Origin of the sequence: Phaeobacter sp. PT47_59, from assembly GCF_028890025.1 — a bacterium.
Taxonomy (GTDB): Bacteria; Pseudomonadota; Alphaproteobacteria; order Rhodobacterales; family Rhodobacteraceae; genus Phycobacter.
Window position 1 is genome coordinate 166,738 of the sequence record NZ_JARCJL010000009.1, and the last position, 22,151, is coordinate 188,888.

General features: G+C 62.6%; 20 protein-coding genes and 1 tRNA gene. 8 read left to right on the forward strand and 13 right to left on the reverse strand.

Features of this window, described 5'->3' with window-relative positions; all coding sequences use genetic code 11:
- Positions 1 to 16 precede the first annotated feature (16 nt).
- Positions 17 to 769: a cytochrome c biogenesis CcdA family protein gene (locus PXK01_RS10895; RefSeq protein ID WP_274860022.1), complete on the reverse strand. Its 753-nt coding sequence runs from the start codon at positions 767 to 769 to the stop codon at positions 17 to 19.
- 93 nt (positions 770 to 862) lie between these two features.
- Here PXK01_RS10895 and PXK01_RS10900 point away from each other — a divergent pair, with 93 nt between their 5' ends.
- Complete coding sequence (locus PXK01_RS10900) at positions 863 to 1,096, forward strand: sulfurtransferase TusA family protein (RefSeq protein ID WP_274860023.1); 234 nt, start codon at positions 863 to 865, stop codon at positions 1,094 to 1,096.
- A gap of 24 nt (positions 1,097 to 1,120) precedes the next feature.
- On the opposite strand, the gene PXK01_RS10905 is transcribed toward PXK01_RS10900, so the two are convergent.
- From PXK01_RS10905 to purC, 7 genes are all read right to left on the reverse strand, one after another.
- Positions 1,121 to 1,519, reverse strand: a complete 399-nt coding sequence (locus tag PXK01_RS10905) for a nuclear transport factor 2 family protein (RefSeq protein WP_274846353.1) — start codon at positions 1,517 to 1,519, stop codon at positions 1,121 to 1,123.
- Positions 1,520 to 1,574: 55 nt separating this feature from the next.
- Positions 1,575 to 4,559: a ribonuclease E/G gene (locus PXK01_RS10910; protein ID WP_274860024.1), complete on the reverse strand. Its 2,985-nt coding sequence runs from the start codon at positions 4,557 to 4,559 to the stop codon at positions 1,575 to 1,577.
- 602 nt (positions 4,560 to 5,161) lie between these two features.
- On the reverse strand, positions 5,162 to 6,499 hold the full coding sequence (locus PXK01_RS10915) for a sigma-54-dependent transcriptional regulator (protein WP_274860025.1): 1,338 nt from the start codon (positions 6,497 to 6,499) through the stop codon (positions 5,162 to 5,164).
- A 26-nt stretch (positions 6,500 to 6,525) separates the two neighbouring features.
- The gene (locus PXK01_RS10920) at positions 6,526 to 8,205 is read right to left on the reverse strand and encodes an ATP-binding protein (protein WP_274860026.1); all 1,680 of its coding nucleotides are present in this window, start codon (positions 8,203 to 8,205) and stop codon (positions 6,526 to 6,528) included.
- 154 nt (positions 8,206 to 8,359) lie between these two features.
- Complete coding sequence (gene purQ / locus PXK01_RS10925; RefSeq protein WP_274846357.1) at positions 8,360 to 9,028, reverse strand: phosphoribosylformylglycinamidine synthase subunit PurQ; 669 nt, start codon at positions 9,026 to 9,028, stop codon at positions 8,360 to 8,362.
- Complete coding sequence (purS, locus tag PXK01_RS10930) at positions 9,028 to 9,258, reverse strand: phosphoribosylformylglycinamidine synthase subunit PurS (RefSeq protein ID WP_274860027.1); 231 nt, start codon at positions 9,256 to 9,258, stop codon at positions 9,028 to 9,030. The genes purQ and purS overlap by 1 nt, the downstream gene beginning before the upstream one ends.
- A gap of 79 nt (positions 9,259 to 9,337) precedes the next feature.
- Positions 9,338 to 10,099: a phosphoribosylaminoimidazolesuccinocarboxamide synthase gene (purC, locus tag PXK01_RS10935; protein ID WP_274846359.1), complete on the reverse strand. Its 762-nt coding sequence runs from the start codon at positions 10,097 to 10,099 to the stop codon at positions 9,338 to 9,340.
- A 313-nt stretch (positions 10,100 to 10,412) separates the two neighbouring features.
- Here purC and PXK01_RS10940 point away from each other — a divergent pair, with 313 nt between their 5' ends.
- From PXK01_RS10940 to bmt, 3 genes are all read left to right on the forward strand, one after another.
- Complete coding sequence (locus PXK01_RS10940) at positions 10,413 to 10,730, forward strand: DUF1476 domain-containing protein (protein WP_274846360.1); 318 nt, start codon at positions 10,413 to 10,415, stop codon at positions 10,728 to 10,730.
- A gap of 210 nt (positions 10,731 to 10,940) precedes the next feature.
- Positions 10,941 to 12,896 carry a phosphatidylglycerol lysyltransferase domain-containing protein gene (locus tag PXK01_RS10945; RefSeq protein ID WP_274860028.1) on the forward strand — a complete coding sequence of 652 codons (1,956 nt, stop codon included), beginning with the start codon at positions 10,941 to 10,943 and terminating at the stop codon, positions 12,894 to 12,896.
- Between the two features lie 70 nt (positions 12,897 to 12,966).
- Positions 12,967 to 13,986 carry a betaine--homocysteine S-methyltransferase gene (bmt, locus tag PXK01_RS10950; protein ID WP_274860029.1) on the forward strand — a complete coding sequence of 340 codons (1,020 nt, stop codon included), beginning with the start codon at positions 12,967 to 12,969 and terminating at the stop codon, positions 13,984 to 13,986.
- An 18-nt stretch (positions 13,987 to 14,004) separates the two neighbouring features.
- Here bmt and PXK01_RS10955 read toward each other — a convergent pair whose 3' ends face one another.
- A complete protein-coding gene (locus PXK01_RS10955; RefSeq protein WP_274860030.1) occupies positions 14,005 to 15,084 on the reverse strand; it encodes a PA0069 family radical SAM protein in 1,080 nt (359 codons plus the stop codon).
- A gap of 221 nt (positions 15,085 to 15,305) precedes the next feature.
- Here PXK01_RS10955 and PXK01_RS10960 point away from each other — a divergent pair, with 221 nt between their 5' ends.
- Together PXK01_RS10960 and PXK01_RS10965 are read left to right on the forward strand one after the other, a co-directional pair.
- Positions 15,306 to 16,007, forward strand: coding sequence for a corrinoid protein (locus PXK01_RS10960; RefSeq protein WP_274846364.1), 702 nt, complete (start codon positions 15,306 to 15,308; stop codon positions 16,005 to 16,007).
- Between the two features lies 1 nt (position 16,008).
- Entirely contained in the window at positions 16,009 to 16,734 is a 726-nt protein-coding gene (locus PXK01_RS10965) for a DUF1638 domain-containing protein (protein WP_274860031.1), read from the forward strand.
- A 167-nt stretch (positions 16,735 to 16,901) separates the two neighbouring features.
- On the opposite strand, the gene PXK01_RS10970 is transcribed toward PXK01_RS10965, so the two are convergent.
- Positions 16,902 to 17,315: a SufE family protein gene (locus PXK01_RS10970; RefSeq protein WP_274860032.1), complete on the reverse strand. Its 414-nt coding sequence runs from the start codon at positions 17,313 to 17,315 to the stop codon at positions 16,902 to 16,904.
- A 134-nt stretch (positions 17,316 to 17,449) separates the two neighbouring features.
- Between PXK01_RS10970 and PXK01_RS10975 the strand changes: the two genes are divergently transcribed.
- A complete protein-coding gene (locus PXK01_RS10975; RefSeq protein ID WP_274846367.1) occupies positions 17,450 to 17,959 on the forward strand; it encodes a hypothetical protein in 510 nt (169 codons plus the stop codon).
- A gap of 126 nt (positions 17,960 to 18,085) precedes the next feature.
- Here the strand turns inward: PXK01_RS10975 and rnd are convergent, their stop codons facing one another.
- The 3 genes from rnd to purM all read right to left on the reverse strand — a co-directional run bounded on the left by rnd (position 18,086) and on the right by purM (position 20,966).
- Positions 18,086 to 19,243: a ribonuclease D gene (gene rnd, locus PXK01_RS10980; protein ID WP_274846368.1), complete on the reverse strand. Its 1,158-nt coding sequence runs from the start codon at positions 19,241 to 19,243 to the stop codon at positions 18,086 to 18,088.
- An 83-nt stretch (positions 19,244 to 19,326) separates the two neighbouring features.
- Complete coding sequence (purN, locus tag PXK01_RS10985; protein ID WP_274846369.1) at positions 19,327 to 19,923, reverse strand: phosphoribosylglycinamide formyltransferase; 597 nt, start codon at positions 19,921 to 19,923, stop codon at positions 19,327 to 19,329.
- Positions 19,920 to 20,966, reverse strand: coding sequence for a phosphoribosylformylglycinamidine cyclo-ligase (gene purM, locus PXK01_RS10990; protein ID WP_274846370.1), 1,047 nt, complete (start codon positions 20,964 to 20,966; stop codon positions 19,920 to 19,922). The genes purN and purM overlap by 4 nt, the downstream gene beginning before the upstream one ends.
- A 187-nt stretch (positions 20,967 to 21,153) precedes the next feature.
- Here purM and PXK01_RS10995 point away from each other — a divergent pair.
- Positions 21,154 to 21,229 (forward strand) — tRNA-Ile (locus tag PXK01_RS10995).
- Positions 21,230 to 22,151: the final 922 nt, after the last annotated feature.

Below are 22,151 nucleotides of genomic sequence, written 5' to 3' on the forward strand. Positions count from 1 at the left end.
CCCAAGGCGCAGGGTCTTAGCCGAGTGTTGCAAGTGCCGGGAAGGTTTCCAATAGCCACCAGGAGAAGGTGGAGAATAGCCCGGTCACCAGCATGATGCCCACGAAGAGCAACAGCCCGCCCATGATTTTCTCGATCAGCCCCATGTGACGCTTCATCCGGTTCATCAGCGCCATGGAGCGGTTGAGGAAGATCGCCGCCAGGAGGAAGGGAACGCCCAGCCCCAGCGCATAGACGCCCAGCAGCAGCGTGCCCCGGCTGACAGAGGCCTCAGATGCCGCCAGCGAAAGGATCGCGCCCAGTTGCGGCCCAATGCAGGGCGTCCAGCCAAAGGCAAAGGCCAGGCCCAGTACATAGGCGCCCACGGCCGATCCACCGGATTCCCCGGCATTCATGCGCGCTTCGCGATCCAGGATCGGGATGCGGAAGACCGACAGGAAATGCAGGCCGAAGACGATCACCACGACGCCGGATACCTTGGCGAAGACCTCCTGATTCTGCAGCACGAAGGCGCCAAAGGCAGACGCGGTGAACCCCAAGAGCAGAAACACCGTGGACAGCCCCAGCACGAAGAACAGCGCTGAGGCGATGACCTTGCGCCGCGCGGTGTCCGTGCCTTGCATCTCGCCGATGGTGACACCGCTCATATAGGCCAGATAGGGCGGCACGATCGGCAGCACACAGGGCGACAGAAAGCTGATAAGCCCGGCCATCAGCGCCACGAACATGGCAGGAATCAGTCCTGCGTCGATGATCTCAATTCCAAACATATCCCTCACTTAGACCAGCCGCAGCCAAAGGTCACGGGGACCTGCGGTCACATCCTTGTGGACAGGCTGTGAGTGCCGGATTATCTCAGTGCCATGAGCAACGAGACCACGATCCTGGACGCCATTGGCCTCCTCTGCCCCCTGCCCGTATTGAAGGCCCGCAAGCGGCTGAAATCGCTTGCGCCAGGCGATGTCCTGACCGTGCTGGCCGATGATCCGGCGGCCATTGTGGATGTCCCCCATTTCTGCGCCGAAGCGGGGCATGACTTCCTGGGACAAAGCGACGGTTCGGACCACCAGATCTACCGGATTCGCAAGGGCGGCTGACGCGGGCCAGTCCGGGGGCGGGTTTCAGGGCAGCGGGTTCACCGCGCCTTCTGGCAGGGCCTCGGTGTCCTGGCTGAAGACATTGATCCAAGCCCCTTCAGCACGCTTCCAGATTGAACTGACATACATGGCCTGCTCCACCTCGTCCCCGGGGCGATGATAGGCGGCCCGATAGGCCAACAGCGCGCAATCCGGAGCCAGGGCCATGACCCGCGCCTGCGACAGGGTGAAGCGCGCAACAGTCGGCCCGTCTGCCAATTGGGCGCAATGGGCGTCTCGCCCTGCAAACCCGCTGGGATAGACGCCCAGAAACGCAGGGTGAAGCGCCGCCCGGTCTGCCGCTGCATCGCCCCTTTGCAGAGCGCGCCAGACAGCGGTTTCACAGCCCAGAAGATCCTGCAACAGATCGTCGTCATCAACCATGGGGTTTCGCTCCAAAAGAAAAGGCGGCCCGCAGGACCGCCTTTTGTTCCGTTTATCAGCCGCCCAGCGACCACCAGCCGCGGCGCTTTGGCTTGGGCGGGCTGTCCGGCTCCGCCTCAGGCGCCGGTTCCGCATCGGCCGTGGCCAGTTCCGGCTCGGCAACCTCGGCGGCCTCAGGCTCGGCCTCAGCTTCCGGTTCGGGCTCCACGTCCTGATCAGAGGCTTGCGCCGCATCTTCGACGCCCCCCTCCGGTTCGGAGATCTCTTCGACTTGCGGCTCTGCGGCCTCAGCTTCGGCAGGCTCTGCCTCCGCCACCTCGGGCTCTGCCTCGGAGACCTCGGCTACAGCGTCCTGCGGCGCGTCGGCTGCGGGGGCTTCCTCAGCCGGGGTTTCGGCTTCGGCAGCCTCCTCGACAGGGGTCTCTTGCGCAGGTGCAGCCGTGTCTTCCTCTGCCGCCTCTGCGGGTTCGGCCTCTGCTGCCTCGGTTTCCGCGTCCTTGTCGGTGGATTTGCGGCTGCGGCTGCGGCGCTTGCGGGTGCGCTTCTTGGGCTTGTCTTCGGCCTCCGGCGTGGCCTCTTCGCCGTCGCTCACCTCTTCCGAACCATCAGCCTGACCTTCGGTGACCTGAGCATCCTGTTCGGATGCCTCAGACGGCTCAGCGGTGGCCTCACCCTCGTCCGACTTGTCGTCAGAGCCGTTCTCTTCCGAGCCGTTCTCGCCGTTGCCCCCTTCGGAGGAGCCGGACTTGCGGCGACGGCGACGACGGCGCTTGCGCTTGGGCTTGGCCTCGCCGTCACCCTCGGGCTGTGCTTCCTCTGCCTCAGTGACGACGGCCTCGGACGCGGTTTCATCAGCATCCACTTCATCCATGATCGAGGTGTCGACCGAAACCACCGGTGCAGTGGCCGCGGGCACGGTGCGGGACGCGGTCTTGAACTTCTCCAGCTCGAAATCGGGGCTGATCAGATGCACGTCGCCCTCGATCCGCACCGACATGCCGTAGCGGGTTTCGATCTGGGCGATATGGTCGCGCTTCTGGTTCATCAGGTAGTTGGCAATCGCCACCGGGCATTTCACCAGAACCTCGCGCGAGCGACGACGGGTGCCCTCCTCTTCGATCTGACGCAGGATCGACAGCGCCAGGGAATCGTCCGAGCGGATCAGGCCGGTGCCATGACAATGGGGGCACGGTGCCGTTGTCGCCTCGATCATGCCGGGGCGCAGGCGCTGACGCGACATTTCCATCAGGCCGAAACCGGAAATCCGGCCCACCTGGATGCGGGCGCGATCGGTCTTCAGCTTGTCCTTCATGCGCTTTTCGACGGCCGCATTGTTCTTGCGCTCGTCCATGTCGATGAAGTCGATCACGATCAGCCCGGCAAGGTCGCGCAGGCGCAACTGGCGGGCCACCTCTTCGGCAGCCTCCAGGTTGGTCTTGAGCGCGGTCTCCTCGATCGAAGCTTCCTTGGTGGCACGGCCGGAGTTCACATCGATGGCCACCAGGGCCTCGGTCACGCCGATCACGATATAGCCGCCGGATTTCAGCTGCACCGTCGGGTTGAACATGCCGGCCAGGTAGCTTTCCACCTGGTAGCGCGCAAAGAGCGGCAGCGCTTCGTTGTAGTTCTTCACGTTCTTGGCGTGGGACGGCATGATCATCTTCATGAAGTCCTTGGCGATGCGGTAGCCGCGCTCGCCCTCCACCAGAACCTCGTCAATCTCGCGGTTGTACAGGTCGCGGATCGAGCGTTTGATCAGGTCGCCTTCTTCATAGATCTTGGCCGGCGCGATGGATTTCAGCGTCAGCTCGCGGATCTGCTCCCACAGGCGTTGCAGGTATTCATAGTCACGTTTGATCTCGGCCTTGGTCCGTTTGGCGCCTGCGGTGCGCACGATCAGGCCGGCGCCCTTGGGCACGTCGATCTCGGTGGCGATGTCCTTCAGTTTCTTGCGGTCGGCTGCATTGGTAATCTTGCGGCTGATGCCGCCGCCCCGGGCGGTATTGGGCATCAACACGCAGTAACGGCCCGCCAGCGACAGGTAGGTGGTCAGAGCCGCGCCCTTGTTGCCGCGCTCTTCCTTGACGACCTGCACCAGAAGAACCTGGCGCACCTTGATGACTTCCTGGATCTTGTAGCGACGCGGCCGCGGCTTGCGCGGCGGACGAATGTCCTCGCTGTCATCGTCATCGGCAACGGATTCGATGTTCTCATCCTTGGATGCCGCATCGGGTTGCTTTTGCGCATCGTCTTCGTCGGACTCGTCGGTCTCGTCCTCTTGCGCGTCACCGTCGTCACCCGCATCCGCCGTCGTCTCCTCGGCCGAAGTGTCGTCCTCGGCTGCAGCCTCTTCGGCAGTCTCTGCCTCGGCGGCGTCGGCGGTTTCCTCGTCGGAGGACGTGTCATCGGAGGCCGTCTCTGTGGCGCTCTCGACGCTGCCCTCTTCCCCTTCCGGCTCTTCCACCGGGGTTTCACCGACACGCTCCATCGGCGAGGTCCCTTCGGGAACCTCGGCAAGGGTCGCATCCGCTACGGCTTCATCCGCTGTCAGATCGATGGTCTCCATGCCGGCGATCTCGCCGCCCTGGTCAAGCTGGGCCTCGTCCACCTCCGGCTGCGCGACCTCCTTGGTCTCCACCGCATCGGCCGACGTCGTCTTTGCAGCCTTGCTTCTCGAGGATTTCCGGCTGCGCGAGCGCGAGCGGGAGGGCTTTTCCTCTTCGGCCTCGTCACGGGCGCGCATCGCCTCGGCATAGGCGCGTTCTTCCTCCATCAGCGCCTCGCGGTCGGCGACGGGGATCTGATAGTAGTCGGGATGGATCTCGGAAAAGGCGAGGAAACCATGGCGATTGCCGCCATAGTCCACAAAAGCCGCCTGAAGCGACGGTTCGACCCGTGTTACCTTTGCGAGATAGATATTGCCGGCAAGCTGGCGTTTGTTTTCGGATTCAAAATCGAATTCTTCAACCTTGTTTCCGTCAACCACCACGACGCGGGTCTCTTCCGCGTGGGTGGCATCGATAAGCATCTTCTTGGCCATGTGTCCTTGGTGCACCTGCCCAGTGCAAACGAAAACCCTCCCTGTCCAGGGGGGAGCGCATGTCTTGGGGGGCGTCTTGTCAGGGCGATATGAGACGTCGCACCGCAGGAGAGGATCCCGGAACGTCTGTCCGGCCCTTTGTCCTGTATGCTCTTCGCTCGCGCGCGCGTCATCGCGGTTCTTCTCCGACAGGTGGGATGTCCCGAACCCTGCCATGTTATTCCTTCCCGGATATCCCGGAAGAGGTGTTAGGCTGCCCCGTTTTCCGGGGCAAATCGGTCTGCGTCAGCCTTCTCGGATCATGCCGGACAAAAGCGCAACGCAGCGAATCTCATCTGGGGACGTGCATCCAAGGCACGTATATCCCGCATTTTCAGCATAAGGCCTGTCGCCGGGAAATGACAATGGGCATTCGCAACAGGCAGTCGTGAAACTGTAAACTATTCTTCCATAGGCGGTAATCGTTAACAAATACCGCCTGCTTTCGCATCGCAGAGGCCGCTGTGCAGGGTGCGCTGGTGGATGGGACACTCAGAAAAGGGTCAGCACCCTGAACCGATGCACCGGTTTCAAAACCACCAGTCAGCTTTCACAAGCGGTGTTCAGCCCAGGTAGTCGGAGCGCTGCAAGCCGTATTTGGCCATCTTCTCGTTCAGGGTTCGGCGCGGCAGGCACAGTTCGTCCATCACCGATGCGATGGAGCCCTTGTGGCGCCGCATGGTATTGTCGATCAGCATCCGCTCAAAGGCTTCGACATATTCCTTCAGAGGCTTGCCTTCGGTGGTCATCACCGGCTGCATTTCCTCGTGATCGGACATCAGGAGCGAGGCAATGGTGCCAGAGCCACGCCGCGATTGCAGCACCGCGCGCTCGGCCACGTTGATCAACTGGCGCACATTGCCCGGCCAGGGCGCCTGCAGCAGCTGTGCCGCCTCCTGCGCGGTGACCTGCGGCGCATCGCAGCCATATTCCTCGGAAAACTGTTCGCTGAAGCGGGTGAAAAGCGTCAGGATATCCTCGCCGCGCTGGCGAAGGGGCGGCACGGTAATGCGCAGGGCCGCCAGGCGATAGAACAGATCCGGGCGCAGGGCATCCTCGCAGGTCTTGCCCGCTTCCTGCAGGTTGGAAATCGCGATGATCCGGGTTTCGCCCGGTGTGCCCTGCTCGTTGATCACGCTCAGCAGCTTGGCCTGCAGGGGTTCGCTCAGCGCCTCGATATCCTCCAGGACCAGGGTGCCGCCACGCGCCTCTTCGATGGCGGGCAGCAGGCTGTCCTCGGGCTGCATCGGGCCGAACAGGCGCTTGGCCAGCGCATCCTCTTCCAGCGCCGCACAGGAGATCAGCACGAATTTCCGGCCCGCCCGGCTGCCAACTGCATGCAGCGCATGGGCCACCAAAGTCTTGCCCGTGCCGGTTTCGCCATCGATCAGCACGTGGCCGTCGGCCTGCCCCAGATCCAGGATATCCTCGCGCAGGCGATCCATCACCGGGCTCATGCCGATGAGTTTCTTCATGATCTGGCCACCATCCGACAACTCGCGCCGCAGCGCCCGGTTATCCAGCGTCAGGCGGCGGGAATTGGTGGCACGTTTCGCCAGTTCCGACATGCGATCCGGATTGAAGGGCTTTTCCAGGAAGTCAAAGGCGCCGACCCGCATTGCCTCGACCGCCATGGGCACATCGCCATGGCCGGTGATCATGATCACCGGCAGGGCGCTGTCGCTGCCCATCAGTTTCTTCAGGAACTGCATGCCATCCATCCCCGGCATCTTGATGTCGGAGATGACGATACCGGGGTAATCCGATCCCAGCACCTTCAGCGCATCCTCGGCGCTGGCAAAGGTTTCGGTGTCATAGCCAGAGAGGGCCAGCCATTGGCTGATCGACTGGCGCATATCCTGTTCATCGTCCACGATTGCGATTTTCATAGCCTGTGCCATGAGGGCCTCTCCATTTGTCTCCCCGCCTATTCGGCGGCTTCGATCCCGTCCACCAGGATCGGCAATTGCATTTCAAACACGGCACCGCCGTTCTGCCCGTTGCGCGCGATCAACCGCCCGCCAAGGTCGTTTACGATCCCCGAGGAAATCGCAAGCCCCAAGCCAACCCCGTCACCGGGCTGTTTGGTGGTGTAGAAAGGTTCGAACAGGTTGTCGAAATCCTTGATGCCCGCGCCATTGTCCCGCACCGACAGGGTCGCTGTTTCACCGGCGGCCAGCAGGATCTCCACTTCCGGGTCGTCTACAGATTTGGTGGCATCCAGCGCATTGCGCAAGAGGTTCACCATCACCTGTTCCAGCCGCATGCGGTCCCCCATCACAAAGACCGGCTCATCCGGCAAAATTCGGGTGATCTTCACCTGCCGCTGGCGCAGTTGCGGCTCCATCATCGACAGTGACGACGCCAGCGCATCCCCCATGTTCACAGGGGCAAAGGCATCGCCTGCCTTGCGGGCATAGGATTTCAGCTGCCGGGTGATGGCGCCCATCCGCTCGATCAGGTCATCGATGCGCCCGAAGGAGGCCAGCGCCTCTTCGGGGCGGTTGCGATTGAGCAAAAGCCGGGCACCGGCAAGATAGGTCTTCATCGCCGCCAGGGGCTGATTCAGCTCGTGACTGACGGCCGCAGACATCTCTCCCAATGCGGCCAGTTTCGAGCTTTGCGCCAGGCTCTGTTCGGCCACGGCAAGGGTCTCCTGCACTCGCTCCCGCTCGGCGATTTCCCGCTGCAGGCGGGCGTTCAATACGCGAAGCTCTGCCGACTCGCGCTGGAACAGCGCCATGCGCAGCGCCGTCTTGCGGCTGAGGGCATAAAAGGCCAGCGCCAGCAGGATGGCGAAACCCATGATTTCAAGCGCCAGGACCGCGTTCACCTTCTCCCGGATCGAGGCATAGGTGGTAAAGGAGGTCAGCCGCCAGCCCTGAAACGGCACCCGGGTTTCCAGCCGCATCACCGCCTCACCCTGCAGGTAGGCATCGGCCGGCAGAACCGTCCAATCGGCGGTCGCGCGAATGGCGCGCTGGATGGCCCCTTCCGGGGTCTGAACCTTCAGCGCGTCCCCCTCTTCCTTGCCGCGCCAGCGTGCCTCGGTCGCAAGCACCACCCGGCCGGTGCTGTCGCTGACCATCACCGCATCGGAAATCCCGGCCCAGGCGCGTTCGAATTTCTGCAGGTCCACCTCGATCACGATGACACCCAGGGTGCCCGTGGTGTCGACCACCCGCCGCGAATAGGTAAAACGATAGCCACCGACCTCACGCTCGATCACCGAGAACACCGTCGCCTTTGAGCGCACCGCATCCACGAAATAGGCCGCATTGCGGTGGTTTTCGCCAAGTCGGTTGCGGTTGGTGGCGGCCACGGTCCGCCCATCGCTGGCCAGAAGCATGATCGAGGCCGCGCCGATTTCCTCAACAAAGGAAATCAGCCGCTGCGTGGACAGAGAGAAATCCTTGCTTTGCAAGGCTGCGATCAGCGCCTGATCCCGCGCCAATAGCTGAGGCACGATGGCATGGCGGCGCAATTCGCTGACCAGGTTGCCGGAGTAAAGCGCCAGGCGCAGTTCGGCCCGGTTGCGGGTGCTTTCGGTGAACCGGTCGCTGAGCATCCGGTTGGTTACCCAGACCGTGGTGCCGGCCACCACCATGAAGAGCAAAAGCGCCAGGCGCGCACGCCAGGAAATGGTCCGCGACCCCGTAGCGGAACGCGTGCCCGCGGCAGGCACGGCAGTTGGTTGTCGAGAAGGGTCAGGCGGAACACTCATAGGTCTTAACCTATTGCGCCTCTCCGCCTGCCTCAAGTCAGGCCGTGGCGACGATACCGGTCAATGCGCGGAAGACTGCCGTTCCATCGGTGCCGCCATGGCCCTGGTCGGCGGCGCGCTCGGGATGCGGCATCATGCCCAGAACCCGGCGGTTCTCCGACAGGATCCCGGCGATATCGGCAACCGAACCATTGGGATTGTCCACGTAAGAGAAGGCGACCCGATCCTGGTCCTTCAGCGCGGCAACGGTTTCGGCGTCGGCATAGTAGTTGCCATCGTGATGCGCGATCGGAATACCGATCACATCGCCTGCAGTGTAGCCTTCGGTAAAGACGCTATTCGTAGTCTCCACCTTCAGATCCACCGTGCGGCAGATGTATTTCAGCCCGGCATTGCGCAGCAGCGCGCCGGGCAGGATGCCGGTTTCGGTCAGGATCTGAAAGCCGTTGCAAATCCCAATGGCATAGCCGCCGCGATTTGCATGATCGACAACCGCCTGGCAGATCGGCGACTGCGCCGCGATGGCGCCGCAGCGCAGGTAGTCCCCATAGGAGAACCCACCCGGAACACCAACGATATCAACGCCTTCGGGCAGCACGCTGTCCTTGTGCCAAACCATGGAGACATCAAAACCGGCCTGTTCGAAAGCCACCGCGAGATCCCGGTCGCAATTGGATCCCGGAAAGACAACAACCGCCGCCTTCATCAGACCATCTCGATGCTGTAGGATTCGATCACGGTGTTGGCGAGCAGCTTTTCGCACATCTCGGTCACATCCGCCTCGGTGGCGCCTGCGGACAGATCCAGGTCGATCACCTTGCCCTGGCGCACGCCCTCGACCTTGTCAAAGCCCATGGCACCAAGCGCGTGGCGCACCGCCTCGCCCTGGGGGTCCAGAACTCCGTTCTTCAGCATCACATGCACCCGTGCCTTCATCGCGTCATCCCTTGGCTATTGATGGCAAAGCCCGGTGGCGGGCTTCTTGTTTCTGGTCTTGCCTGCGCAGGCCGACCGGTCAGTTGACCAGGGTCGGTTTTCCGGGCGCAGGCGGGTTGTTCGGCATCACGCCCAGACGGCGCGCCACCTCGGTATAGGCGTCGGTCAGGCTGCCCAGATCGCGGCGGAAAACGTCCTTGTCGAGCTTGCGCCCCGTCTCGATATCCCACAGGCGGCAGCTGTCCGGGCTGATCTCATCGGCAACGACCAGACGCTGGAAATCACCGTCATAGACCCGACCGATCTCGATCTTGAAATCCACCAGGCGAATGCCGACGGCCAGCATGACGCCGGACAGGAAGTCATTGACCCGTAGCGCCAGGCTCAGGATGTCATCCATGTCCTGCTGGCTGGCCCAGCCAAAGGCCGCGATATGCTCCTCGGTCACCAACGGATCACCCAGGGCGTCATCCTTGTAGCAGTATTCCACGATCGGACGCGGCAGCTGGGTACCCTCGTCGATGCCAAGGCGCTTGGAGATGCTTCCGGCCGCATAGTTGCGCACGATCACCTCAAGCGGGATGATCTCGCAGCTGCGGACCAGTTGTTCCCGCATGTTGAGGCGCTTGAGGAAGTGGGTCGGAACGCCGATCTGCCCCAGGCCTTGCATGAAGAATTCGCTCAGGATGTTGTTCAACACCCCCTTGCCCTCGATCACATCGCGTTTCTCGGCATTGAACGCGGTGGCATCGTCCTTGAAATACTGCACGATGGTGCCGGGTTCGGGCCCTTCGAACAACGTCTTGGCCTTACCTTCGTAAATCTTCTTGCGCCGTGCCATGAGAGACCTTTCGGGGCTGCGTGACGGGAATCCCTCCCGCTTTCTTGCGGCCCTCATAGTGCAAGCGACATTGCGCCGCAAGCGCGGCGCGCGGTCACAGGAGGCAGCGCTTGCCGCAAAGCCCATCTTGTAGCCAAGCACGTCGCGCCCTTCCTGGTCCTTGTCCGGGATGTCTAGATGCCTTGGCACTGCAGGGTGAATAGCCCCCTCAGCCAGCATCGCCCGAAGGTCCGTTGCGGACTCGGATCCATTGCGGAACTGTCATAGAGTGCACATATGGTAAATTGCAGAGAATTCAAAACGGGAGAGACAAATGACCACTTTTGACGACCGTGAACAGGCTTTCGAAGCAAAATTCGCCCATGACGAGGAGGTGCAGTTCAGGGTTCAGGCCCGCTGCAACAAGCTGTTGGGCCTTTGGGCCGCAGAAAAGCTGGGCAAATCCGGAAGCGAGGCCGAAGCCTACGCAAAGACCGTTGTAACCGCAGATTTCGAAGAAGCCGGCCACGAGGATGTGGTGCGCAAGGTCGCCGCCGATCTGGAGGGTCAGGTCAGCGCCGATGACATCCGCCGCAAGATGGCAGAGCTGCTGCAGGCGGCCAAGGATCAGGTCCTGGCAGACGCGGGCTAACAGTCGGCTTTCCTCCCGCAGCCTGCGCCGCCTAGGGCGCGGGCTGCGGGGGGCTGGCCTTCTGGCCCGAGGCCTTGTCGCAAGTGTCGCGTCCAAAGGCCCGGGCCAGCATTGCGATCCGGGGGATTTTACCAAACCTGTTAACCGAAGAAGAACCCCCTCTTGCTACTGTGCTCCCAACGCCCGCGCGGCGCCTGAACAGGGACACAGATGATCAACTCACACCGCACTCTTTCCGGATCGGTCCGTACCGCCTTCCGGTGGACCGCGCCTGTGGCGATGGCGCTGCTGTGCCTCTGGGCGCTGGATGCCCGCATCGGGCTGCCCTCGCTTGCGGATCTGGGGGCCACGCTGGCCGCCCTGCCCGGCTGGAAATGGGCTGCAGCCTGTCTTGCCACCGCCATCAGCTTCTGGGCCTTGGGGCGCTATGACTCGGTGGCCCATCGCCATCTGCGGACAGGTCTGGACAGCCCGCGTGCGCAGCGCGCCGGGATGGCCGCCATCGCCTTTTCCCAGGCAACCGGATTTGGCCTGATCACCGGCGCCTATGCCCGGTGGCGCCTCATGCCGGGGCTGAAGCCGGTACAAGCGGCCCAGATCACCGCCCTGGTCGGCTTCACCTTCATGATGACGCTCGCCGCCATCAGCGGGGCTGCGCTGCTGATCGTGCCCGTTTTGCCCGGCACCGGCTGGCTGGGCATCGCACTGCTGAGCGGTTTTCTTGCGGCCGTTGCGGCCAGTTTCTGGTTTCCGGCGCTCAGGATCGGTCGGCTGCAGCTGCGCTGGCCCTCGCTGATCGCCATGGCCGCGCTGTTGGGCTGGACGGCGCTGGATGTGGTGGCGGCCGGCTCCGCGCTTTGGCTCTTGCTGCCGGACACGGTGGATGTCGCCTGGAGCACCCTTGTAACCGTTTATTTCATCGCCCTTGGTGCCGCGATCCTGTCGTCGGCACCCGGCGGTGCCGGCCCCTTGGAGCTGACGGTCTGCGCCCTGCTGCCCGGAACCGATACCGGCGCCCTTCTGGCGGCCCTGGTCGCCTTTCGCCTTGTCTACTACGCACTGCCCGCGGCGCTGGCCTGCACCATGATGCTGCTGCCGCGCCGAACGGAGGCGCAGAGCGCGCCGCCCGAGGACGCAGCGCTTCTGGGCACGCAACAGCGCCCCGCAGCTTCGATCCCGGCAGGGCGCCCCTGCTCCGAGGCCGCGATCATCCGCCAGAACGGTGGCCATGTTCAGGCGCTTGGCCTCAACCAGCTGGCGGTTCTGGACAGCCCGCAATCCACGATCGCCTTCTTCGACCTGTTGTCGGGTCAAACCGGCGAAGTCTTTGCCCCGTTCGCCACCTATGGCCGCCAGCGCAATGCCTCGGTCTGCTTTTACAAATGCAGCGCCCGGACCGGCACCGAAGCCCGCCGTGCACGCTGGAAGGTGCTGCGCCTGGCGGCAGAGGCCGTTGTTTGCCCGCCAAGCTTTAGCGAAAGCGGCTCCTCCCACCGCCAGTTGCGCCGCAAGCTGCGCCATGCGGAAAAGGCCGGTGTCACCGCCCTGCCCGCCGCCGCCTCGCTGCCCATCGACCAGATGGCGGAAATCGATCACGCCTGGCAAACCTCCCATGGCAAAGCCTATGGCACCACTATGGGCCGCTTCGAACCCGGCTACCTGACCCATCAGCACGTCTTCCTGGCCTGGAAGGATGGACGCCTGGAGGGCTTCATCAGCCTGCATCACAGCGATGGCGAATGGTGCCTGGACCTGATCCGCATCCGCCCCGATGCCCCCGATGGAACCAGCCACGCCCTGGTACGGGCCGCCATCGCCGCAGCAGCCGCCGCCGAAGTGCCGCGCCTGTCCCTGGCCGCTGTCCCGGATCACCGCTGGGCCCATCGGTTCGACCGCGGCCTGCGCCGCTTCAAATCCTGCTTCGCCCCGACCTGGGAGCCGCGCTATATCGCAGCGCCATCCTGGGGGCAGATGGCCCTGTCCCTGGCCGAGATCCTGCGCCTGGTGCACCGGCCCGATCCGGTGCGCCCCGTCGCCCCCGCTGTCTCTGCCCATGAGGAACAGCCAGCCGCCATCGGTTTTGCCGGGGTGGCAGAGGCCCTTTCGGGCGCTCGCATTCATGATGAAGTTGAACAAAAAGCAATTGCCCTGAACGGCGCTCCGTGACAGGAGGAGCCATTCGAGTACCGACAAGGCAGACCTGTCGGTGGCACACCAGTGACCGGACGGATGAGCAATGACCGACAGCTTTACCCAGCTACTGCAAGACAAGGATGTTCTGCTGGCCGATGGCGCCACGGGCACCAACCTGTTCAACATGGGCCTGCAATCGGGCGATGCGCCCGAGCTGTGGAACACCGATGAGCCGCAAAAGATCATGGCCCTGTATCAGGGCTCGGTCAATGCGGGCAGCGATCTGTTCCTGACCAACTCCTTTGGCGGCACCGCCGCGCGCCTCAAGCTCCATGATGCCCAGACCCGCGTGCGGGAGCTGAACCGCATCGCCGCCGAATTGGGCCGCGAGGTGGCCGACAAGGCCGGGCGCAAGATCGCCGTGGCGGGCTCCGTCGGCCCCACCGGCGAAATCCTGCAGCCCGTGGGTGAACTCTCGCACGAGCTGGCGGTGGAGATGTTCCACGAACAGGCCGATGCCCTGAAGGAAGGCGGCGCCGATGTGCTCTGGCTTGAGACCATCTCTGCCCCCGAAGAATTCCGCGCCGCCGCCGAGGCCTTCAAACTCGCCGATATGCCCTGGTGCGGCACCATGAGCTTTGACACCGCCGGGCGCACCATGATGGGCGTCACCTCTGCCGATCTGGCGAAGCTTGTGGAAGAGTTCGACAACGCGCCGCTGGCCTTTGGCGCCAATTGCGGCACCGGTGCGTCGGACATCCTGCGCACGGTCCTTGGCTTTGTCGCCCAGGGCACCGAGCGCCCGATCATCTCAAAGGGCAATGCGGGCATTCCGAAATATGTGGATGGCCATATTCACTATGACGGCACGCCAGAGCTGATGGGCGAATACGCGGTGATGGCGCGCGATTGCGGCGCCAAGATCATCGGCGGCTGCTGCGGCACCATGCCCGACCACCTGCGGCATATGCGGGACGCCCTCGACAGCCGCCCCAGGGGCGAACGCCCCACCCTGGACCGCATCGTCGAGGTTCTCGGCCCCTTCACCTCTGCCAGCGATGGCACCGGTGAAGACGCGGCAGAAGGGGAACGCCGCAGCCGCCGGGGACGTCGCCGGGGCTAAACGCAGCCCGACTATCGCTCAGAACAAAGCCAATTGATCCCCCGGCTGCGGCGGTCGCGCAAACAGATCGTAGCGCAGAGCGGGGGATTTTTCGTTCAACCCCAAGCGTTTGCAAGCGGTGCGAAACCTGCGCCCGATCATCGCTGCATATTCGCCACTGCCCCGCATCCGGTGCCCCCAACTGGGATCGTAGTCGCGCCCGCCATGCATCTCGCGCAGGCGCGCCATGACCTTGTCCGCCCGGTTCGGTTCATGTTCTTCCAGCCACTCTTGCCACAGGCTGGAAACCTCGCGCGGCAGGCGCAGCATGATCCAGCTGGCTGCATCCGCGCCTGCCTCGGCTCCGGCCGCCAGCAGCGCCTCGACCTCGTGATCGGTCAGCCCCGGAACGATCGGGGAGGTCATGATGCGCACCGGTATACCCGCCTCTGCCAGCCTTCGGATCACGGCAAGGCGCCGGGCAGGCGCAGGCGCGCGCGGCTCCATCCGACGGGACAGCTCCGGATCCAGCGTGGTGACGGAGATCCCCACCCGCACCAATCCCTGCTCTGCCATCGGCGAAAGGATATCGATGTCCCGTTCGATCAATGCGCCCTTGGTCACTATGGCCACCGGGTGCTTGAAATCGCCCAGGACCTTCAGACAGTTGCGGGTGATTTCCAGATCGCGCTCACAGGGCTGATAGGGATCGGTATTGGTGCCGATGGCCAGCGGGGCCACGGTATAGCGTTTTGCAGACAGTTCTGCCCGCAGAACCGCCGCCGCATTGGGGCGGGCAATCAGACGGGTTTCGAAATCAAGCCCCGGCGACAGGCCCAGATAGGCATGGCTTGGGCGGGCAAAACAATAGATGCAGCCATGTTCACAGCCTCTGTAGGGATTGATCGAGCGATCAAAGGGCAGATCCGGCGAACGATTGTAGCTGATCAGGGATTTGACCTGCTCATGACGCAGATCCGTGGCAATGGAGCCTGGCGCCTCCTCCTGCTCCCAACCGTCGTCAATCGCGGCGCGCGCCAGATCAAACCGCCCCGCCGCGTTGCTGAGGCTGGCGCGGGCTTTCAGGCGCAGAAGAGAAAGATCGGAACGGTTTTGCATTCCCCATGGATGCCACAGCAATCGGAACAAATAAAGAACGCCCATGGCGTTTTTGGACAATCCTCGCGATTTATTCACCTATCCCTGCCATGTTTTCTGCCCAGAGGTCGGTTCAGCGAAAGGCAATGTCGCAAATAATGCAGTGTCGCTGCGGCATTCTGGCCCATTAGTCGGGAAAGAAGGTCAAGCCGGGGTTACCCCGCCAGTCAAGGAACAGACTCATGTCGGACGAAGAAGACGAAATCATCCTGGCGGAACTGGACGACGAAGAACTCGTTCAGCAGATGTTCGACGATCTCTACGATGGAATGAAGGAAGAGATCGAGGAGGGTGTGAATATCCTGCTGGAGCGCGGCTGGGCCCCCTACAAGATCCTGACCGAGGCATTGGTCGGCGGCATGACCATCGTCGGCGCCGATTTCCGCGATGGCATCCTGTTCGTGCCCGAGGTGCTGCTGGCTGCCAACGCGATGAAGGGCGGCATGGCCATCCTGAAACCGCTTCTGGCCGAGACGGGCGCACCACGCATGGGCTCCATGGTGATCGGCACGGTGAAGGGCGACATCCATGACATCGGCAAGAACCTGGTGTCGATGATGATGGAAGGCGCCGGTTTCGAGGTGGTGGACCTTGGCATCAACAACCCGGTCGAAAGCTACCTGGAGGCCCTGGAAGAGCACAAGCCGGACATCCTTGGCATGTCGGCGCTGCTGACCACCACAATGCCCTATATGAAGGTGGTGATCGACACCATGATCGAACAGGGAAAACGCGACGACTATATCGTTCTGGTCGGTGGCGCACCGCTGAACGAAGAGTTCGGCAAGGCCATCGGGGCTGACGCCTATTGCCGCGATGCGGCCGTCGCGGTGGAGACCGCCAAAGAGTACGTGGCGCGCAAGCACAACCAGATGAGCGCCTGATTTGGCACGCAAAGGACGCGCAGCCCGCCTGACAGAGCGGGCTGCCTTCGTCCCCCCCTCCGGGCGCAGCCTGGACACCTCCTCTCTAGCGGAACAGGGCCTCGCTGCACCAGAGAATAAGACCGGCCGGATCCTGTTGATCGGCTGCGGCGCCCTGGCCCGGGAAATTCTGGACATCAAGGAAAAAAACGGTCTGGATCACATGGATCTGACCTGCCTGCCCGCCAAGCTGCATCTCTATCCCGACCAGATCGTCGATGCGGTCGAGGATGCCGTTCTCAAGCATCGCCAGAGCTACGACAGGATCTACGTGGTCTATGCCGATTGCGGCACCGGCGGCGCGCTGGCGCGGCTCTGCGAAAGGCTTGACGTCGAACTGGTGCCCGGCCCGCATTGCTATGCCTTCTTCGAAGGCAATGATCGCTTTGCCGCCCAGGCCGAGGCAGGAGAGATCACCGCCTTCTACCTGACCGATTTCCTGGTCAAGCAGTTCGACGCCTTTGTCTGGCGCCCCATGGGCCTCGACCGCGCCCCCGAGCTGCGCGACATGATCTTTGGCAATTACACCACTATTGTCTACCAGTCACAGGTGAACGATCCCGCCCTGCTGGCCAAGGCCCAGGACTGCGCCGCGCGCATGGGGCTCGATTTCGTGCATCGTCATACGGGCTACGGGGAGCTTGAAACCACGTTCACTCGTTGGGCGGGTGAAGGCGCCACGGCCTAGGTCCACCGGTCGAACTGGCGCAACCGCGCTGCGCCCTGCGCAGCGCCCGGCCCAAGGCTGTACTGCGTGCGACAGCGCGCTTTCAGGCGCGGGAGCCCCCTGCCGCCTGTCTTTTGGGCTAACCGTGCACAGATATGCGGTAGTGGAGAGCTTGGCCCTTGAGGGGCTCAAGTCTGCGCCTCGGCGGCGGTTTCTCGAATGCGTTCGATCATGGCGCGCAGGCCGTTTGACCTCTGCGCCGACAGGTGATCGTTCAGACCCAACCGCCCCAGTTCGGATTTTGCATCCACCGCCAGCACCTCTGCCAGCGTCAACCCGTTGTAAAGCGCGCGCAGCACCGCGATCAGCCCGCGCACGATCATCGCATCGCTCTCGCCATCGAAATGAAAGACACCGCCCTCGATCTTGGGATGCAGCCAGACCTGGCTGGCGCAGCCGTCAACCTTGGTGGCAGGCACCTTGAAGGCCTCATCCAGCGGCGCCATTGCCTTGCCCTGGTCAATCACATGGCGATAGCGATCTTCCCAATCCTCCAGGAATTCGAAATCCTCGACGATCTCTTCGAATGCGGCACTGGCCATGGATACGATACCCCTGTCTGGTTGCTCTTCGGGCAGCTCAGCACCTATGCCGCCCGAAGAGCCTTTTCAACCGCTTTTCAACGGGACAGCAATGGGGTAACCACAAACAGGGAGAATTCAAACGGGCGGACATCATGCGCAAACCCCTTTCACTACTCTTGGCCGGTGCAATCGTTCTGGCAGGCTGCGGCGGCTGGCGTGATTCCCGCATCAACCCTTCGAACTGGTTCGGCTCTTCCAGGACGGTAGAGGCGCCCAGTTCAAGCGATGCCAATCCGCTGATCCCCCAAAAAACCCGTCTGGGTATTTTCGACAAACCCAAGGCCGAGGATCGCAGCACTCTGGTTGCCGAGGTGAGCGAGCTAAGGATCGAAAGGACCCCCACGGGCGCGATCATCTACGCCACTGGCGTTGCCGCGCGTCAGGGCGCCTTCGATGTTGAGCTTCGCCCCGTTGAAAACGATGATCCTTCGGTGCTGGAATATGATTTCCGGGTTGTCTATCCGATCGCAGGCACCCCTGCAGGAAGTACCTTCAGCCGCACGCTGCGCGCCGCGGCCAGCCATTCCAACAGCGACTTGGCCGGCGTCCGTCTGATCCGCGTGAACGGTGCAACCAACGCCCGCGAAAGCCGCCGCCGCTAAGCGTGGCCAGAACGCGAATTTCTTGGCAAAACCCTCTGGACTTTTGGCGCAGAGTGACGCGGTCGCGCGTTACATTGCATCAGACCATCGTCGGCGGCCACAAGTGACCGCGACGAGACCCCATTATCAGAGCGTGACAACCTTCACGCTCTGCCCCTGCGCGGCCAGGGCGATCTCTCCCTCGCACAGGCGCAGCGCATCTGCGCCAAAGACTTCGCGCCGCCACCCGCTCAGAGCCGGAACATCGCGCTGCCCACCGGCAATGGCGTCCAGATCGGCGCTGGGGGCAATCAGCTTGGCTGCCACCCCGGAGCTTTCGGTTTTTGCCTTCAACAATACCCGCAGCAGATCCGCCAGAGCCGGGTTGACCTGCAGCTTCTCGCGGCTGCGGTCGGGCTTGGGGTGTTGTTCGGGCGGGCAATTGATGCCCCGCGCCACCGCCTCCAGAATTCCCTCGGCAATGGCGCCCTTGCGGGCCTCGCGCAACAGCAGGCGCGAGCCGCCCAGATCGGCGCCGGTGCGCGGCTTGGTCGAGGCCAGTTCGACCAGCGCATCATCCTTGAATACCCGGTTGCGCGGCACGTTGTTGCGCTGCGCGTGATCTTCGCGAAAGGCGGCCAACTCCCGGACCACTGCCAGGAATTTACCCGAAGTCGTGCGGGTCTTGACCCGGCGCCAGGCCTCTTCGGGGCGAATGTCATAGGTGGCGGGATCGGTCAGCACCTGCAGTTCCTCTGCCACCCAATGGCTGCGCCCCGAGCGGTCCAGCTCTGCGGCCAGATGTTCATAGATTCGGCGCAGGTGGGTCACATCCGCCAGCGCATAGGTCTTTTGTGCATCACTCAGAGGACGGCGCGACCAATCGGTAAAGCGCGAGGTCTTGTCGACGCCCTGCTTGACGATCTTGCGCACCAGGGTCTCATAGCCCACCTGCTCGCCAAAGCCGCAGACCATGGCCGCCACCTGCGTGTCAAACAGCGGCTTGGGGAAGACGCCCGCATCGACCCAGAAGATCTCAAGATCCTGCCGGGCCGCATGGAACACCTTGACCACGTCCTCGTTGCGAAACAGCTCGTAAAGAGGCTCCAGCGACAAGCCCTCAACCAGGGGATCCACCAGCACCGCATCGTCCTGCCCATTGCCGGCAAAGGCCAGCTGAATCAGGCAGAGTTTGGAATAATAGGTCCGCTCGCGCAGAAACTCGGTATCCACCGTCACATAGGGGTGATTGGCGGCCTCCTGACAAAAGGCGGTCAATTCTTCGGTGGTGGTGAGTGTTTTCATCGGTCGCGGCTTTTCTTGTTCTTTCGGGCGTTTCAGATGGTGATACGCCCTTGCATCGGGCAATGCAATTGATGCCCGGCGGATCAGTCCATCAGGATCGGCGTGCGGTCGCCAGCTGCGTAACGACGCAGCACCGCCGGATAAAGCAGGTGTTCCTTGACCAGCACCCGCGCCGCCAGATCGTCGGGCGTGTCGCCTGCCAGGATCGGCACCCGCGCCTGGCCCAAGATGGGACCATCATCCAGCGCAGGCGTCACCTCGTGAACCGTGCAGCCATGTTCCGCGTCGCCAGCCTCCAGCGCCCGCGCATGGGTGTGGAGCCCTTTGTATTTGGGCAGCAGGGAGGGGTGGATATTCAGCATCCGGCCCTGAAACTGCGACACGAACCCCGCCGTCAGCACCCGCATGAACCCCGCCAGGCAGACGATATCGGCGCCCGCCTCAAGGATCGGCTTCACCAGCTCCGACTCGAAGGCCTCGCGATCGCCCTTGAAGGGGCGATGATCCACAACCGCGGTCGCAATTCCCGCGGCTGCAGCCTTTTTCAGCCCGCCCGCATCGGCATTGTTGGACAGGACCAGACAGGGACGCGCCGGGTGATCCCCGGTCATGCTCTCGACCAGCGACACCATGTTGGAGCCGCCGCCCGAAATCAGGATGGCAACCTTCTTGTGGCTCACAGCAGCTTGCCCGAATAGCGCATGCCTGCGCCCGCGGTCACAGTACCAAGGCGCGTCACGGTCTCACCTTCGTCTTGCAGCACCTCGGTCAGGGCATCGGCCTGGTCGGCAGAAACCGACAGGATCATGCCGATGCCGCAGTTGAAGGTCTTCAGCATCTCAGCCTCGGCGATACCGCCAGTTTCCGCCATCCACTTGAACACGGGTGGCAGATCCCAGCTGTCGAGATCGATATCGGCGCCCAGCCCCTCGGGCAGGACGCGCGGCAGGTTCTCGGTCAACCCGCCGCCGGTGATATGGGCCAGCGCATGAACGCCCCCTGCCCGCACCGCGGCCAGGCACTGTTTCACATAAAGGCGAGTCGGTGTCAGCAGCGCCTCGCCCAGTGTCCCATCAGAGAACGGACAGTCAGCCTCCCAGCCCAGGCCGGAGAGTTCGACCAGCTTGCGCACCAGAGAATAACCGTTGGAATGCACGCCATCCGAGGCCAGCCCCAGAAGCACATCGCCCTCCGCGACGCCCTCGGGCAAGGCCGTGCCCCGCTCCATCGCGCCAACCGCGAAACCGGCCAGATCGAAATCGCCCTCGGGGTACATGCCGGGCATTTCGGCGGTCTCACCACCGATCAGCGCGCAGCCAGAGCGCACACAGCCCTCGGCAATGCCTTCGATAATGCGGGCCGCAGTTTCGGTCTCCAGCTTGCCGGTGGCGAAATAGTCGAGGAAAAACAGCGGCTCGGCGCCCTGGCACACTAGGTCGTTCACGCACATGGCGACCAGGTCGATGCCGACGCCATCCACCACGCCGGTGTCGATGGCAATGCGCAGCTTGGTGCCGACGCCATCGGTGGCGCCAACCAGGATGGGATCGCTGTATCCGGCCGCCTTGAGATCAAAGAGCGCGCCAAAGCCGCCCAGGCCGCTCATCACACCGGGACGGTTGGTGCGTTTTGCCGCCGGTTTGATCCGGTCCACCAATGCATTGCCCGCATCGATGTCCACACCTGCATCCGCATAGGTCAAACCGTTCTTGCCGCTACTCATCGCCTGGCTCCTTTGGAAGTGTTGCGCAGCCTTTAACGCAAGGCGCTTCGGAAGGGAACAAGGGATTGCGCGACCTCTGCGCACGCCCAGTTCGACCGGCTGCCCCTCGGGGCCTCATCGGCTTGGCACAGCGTCATAAATCACCGCTTGACCTCTGCCGACCCATTGCCTAACCAAACCTAATGGCGGGCCTGTAGCTCAACGGTTAGAGCAGAGCGCTCATAACGCTTTGGTTGCAGGTTCGAATCCTGCCGGGCCTACCATAAAATCAATGACTTAGCGCTCGCCTGCGGTTTACTCGCGGGTTCCTTGAACCTGAGGCTTCAGAGATCAGCCCAATTTCGTGGCTTCGGACCTTGGTTACTCCACCTGTACAGTCGCGTCATTTGACTTCTGATCAGCAGCGGCAGACGCGAAAACTGTCCCAGAGCTTCCCTCGTCTTTCAGTAGCGTTGCTCTGGCGATCAAAGGATATCTTCAATTACTTCAATGGCTTCAACAATCCACGTCGACGGCACTCATCTTTGGGCTGGAAAAGCCCTTTGGCCTTCGAGGCTCAAGCCGCATACCCGACCTGCGAAGCACTACAGGGATGCTTTCTTGTTTCCCCGCATCCCAGAGCCTTTGCTCGTCGCTTAGCGTTTGTTTGGAAGCCATGATGAAGTCTCCGGCACTTCAAGAATTCAGATGAACTCCCAGATTGGTCAGTGTTTCAAAAAGAAATATTAGCTACTTTTGCCAAATCAGAGGACCAAACGCTGCTGCCGCCGACGATAAATCTGCTGCTATTCGCAACACCAACACGATTATCGGACATGGCATTTAGATTGGCAGGCAAACACGGCGCAGGGAGATGCAATGCCACCTGTACCGACAGAAATGTCCGCCAGGAAATCCAGAGGCAGCACTGGCTGAGTTGTGTGGCCTCGGGCATCGGCGTTCGATAGCCCCTGGCGCGCTTGCGGCCGCGCCGTTGCGTCACCGCAGGTGCCCTCCCCCACTAACTTCTGCCGTCATAAGCAAGCGTCCGTGGATTGACGGGAAGACTTTGGATTTTCGAAAAAATTCCTGCATCTTGGTTTGCTTTATCCTTGTTTTGGGCAGTCGTTAGGCTCAGGACTCATAGCCAGTAAATGACGAGGGCTGCGAGGGCGATGGCGGACAGGAAGACCTTCGGACATCTGT

What these genes read in the sequence shown, in the direction of transcription:
- PXK01_RS10960 (WP_274846364.1), top strand. Translation starts at nt 15,306, where the DNA reads ATGTCGGACGAAGAAGACGAAATCATCCTGGCGGAACTGGACGACGAA.
- purS (WP_274860027.1), bottom strand. Translation starts at nt 9,258, where the DNA reads ATGAAGGCACGGGTGCATGTGATGCTGAAGAACGGAGTTCTGGACCCC.
- PXK01_RS10940 (WP_274846360.1), top strand. Translation starts at nt 10,413, where the DNA reads ATGACCACTTTTGACGACCGTGAACAGGCTTTCGAAGCAAAATTCGCC.
- purM (WP_274846370.1), bottom strand. Translation starts at nt 20,966, where the DNA reads ATGAGTAGCGGCAAGAACGGTTTGACCTATGCGGATGCAGGTGTGGAC.
- PXK01_RS10945 (WP_274860028.1), top strand. Translation starts at nt 10,941, where the DNA reads ATGATCAACTCACACCGCACTCTTTCCGGATCGGTCCGTACCGCCTTC.
- PXK01_RS10970 (WP_274860032.1), bottom strand. Translation starts at nt 17,315, where the DNA reads ATGGCCAGTGCCGCATTCGAAGAGATCGTCGAGGATTTCGAATTCCTG.
- PXK01_RS10955 (WP_274860030.1), bottom strand. Translation starts at nt 15,084, where the DNA reads ATGCAAAACCGTTCCGATCTTTCTCTTCTGCGCCTGAAAGCCCGCGCC.
- PXK01_RS10975 (WP_274846367.1), top strand. Translation starts at nt 17,450, where the DNA reads ATGCGCAAACCCCTTTCACTACTCTTGGCCGGTGCAATCGTTCTGGCA.
- PXK01_RS10895 (WP_274860022.1), bottom strand. Translation starts at nt 769, where the DNA reads ATGTTTGGAATTGAGATCATCGACGCAGGACTGATTCCTGCCATGTTC.
- PXK01_RS10905 (WP_274846353.1), bottom strand. Translation starts at nt 1,519, where the DNA reads ATGGTTGATGACGACGATCTGTTGCAGGATCTTCTGGGCTGTGAAACC.
- PXK01_RS10910 (WP_274860024.1), bottom strand. Translation starts at nt 4,559, where the DNA reads ATGGCCAAGAAGATGCTTATCGATGCCACCCACGCGGAAGAGACCCGC.
- purC (WP_274846359.1), bottom strand. Translation starts at nt 10,099, where the DNA reads ATGGCACGGCGCAAGAAGATTTACGAAGGTAAGGCCAAGACGTTGTTC.
- PXK01_RS10915 (WP_274860025.1), bottom strand. Translation starts at nt 6,499, where the DNA reads ATGGCACAGGCTATGAAAATCGCAATCGTGGACGATGAACAGGATATG.
- rnd (WP_274846368.1), bottom strand. Translation starts at nt 19,243, where the DNA reads ATGAAAACACTCACCACCACCGAAGAATTGACCGCCTTTTGTCAGGAG.
- purQ (WP_274846357.1), bottom strand. Translation starts at nt 9,028, where the DNA reads ATGAAGGCGGCGGTTGTTGTCTTTCCGGGATCCAATTGCGACCGGGAT.
- bmt (WP_274860029.1), top strand. Translation starts at nt 12,967, where the DNA reads ATGACCGACAGCTTTACCCAGCTACTGCAAGACAAGGATGTTCTGCTG.
- PXK01_RS10920 (WP_274860026.1), bottom strand. Translation starts at nt 8,205, where the DNA reads ATGGTGGTGGCCGGCACCACGGTCTGGGTAACCAACCGGATGCTCAGC.
- PXK01_RS10900 (WP_274860023.1), top strand. Translation starts at nt 863, where the DNA reads ATGAGCAACGAGACCACGATCCTGGACGCCATTGGCCTCCTCTGCCCC.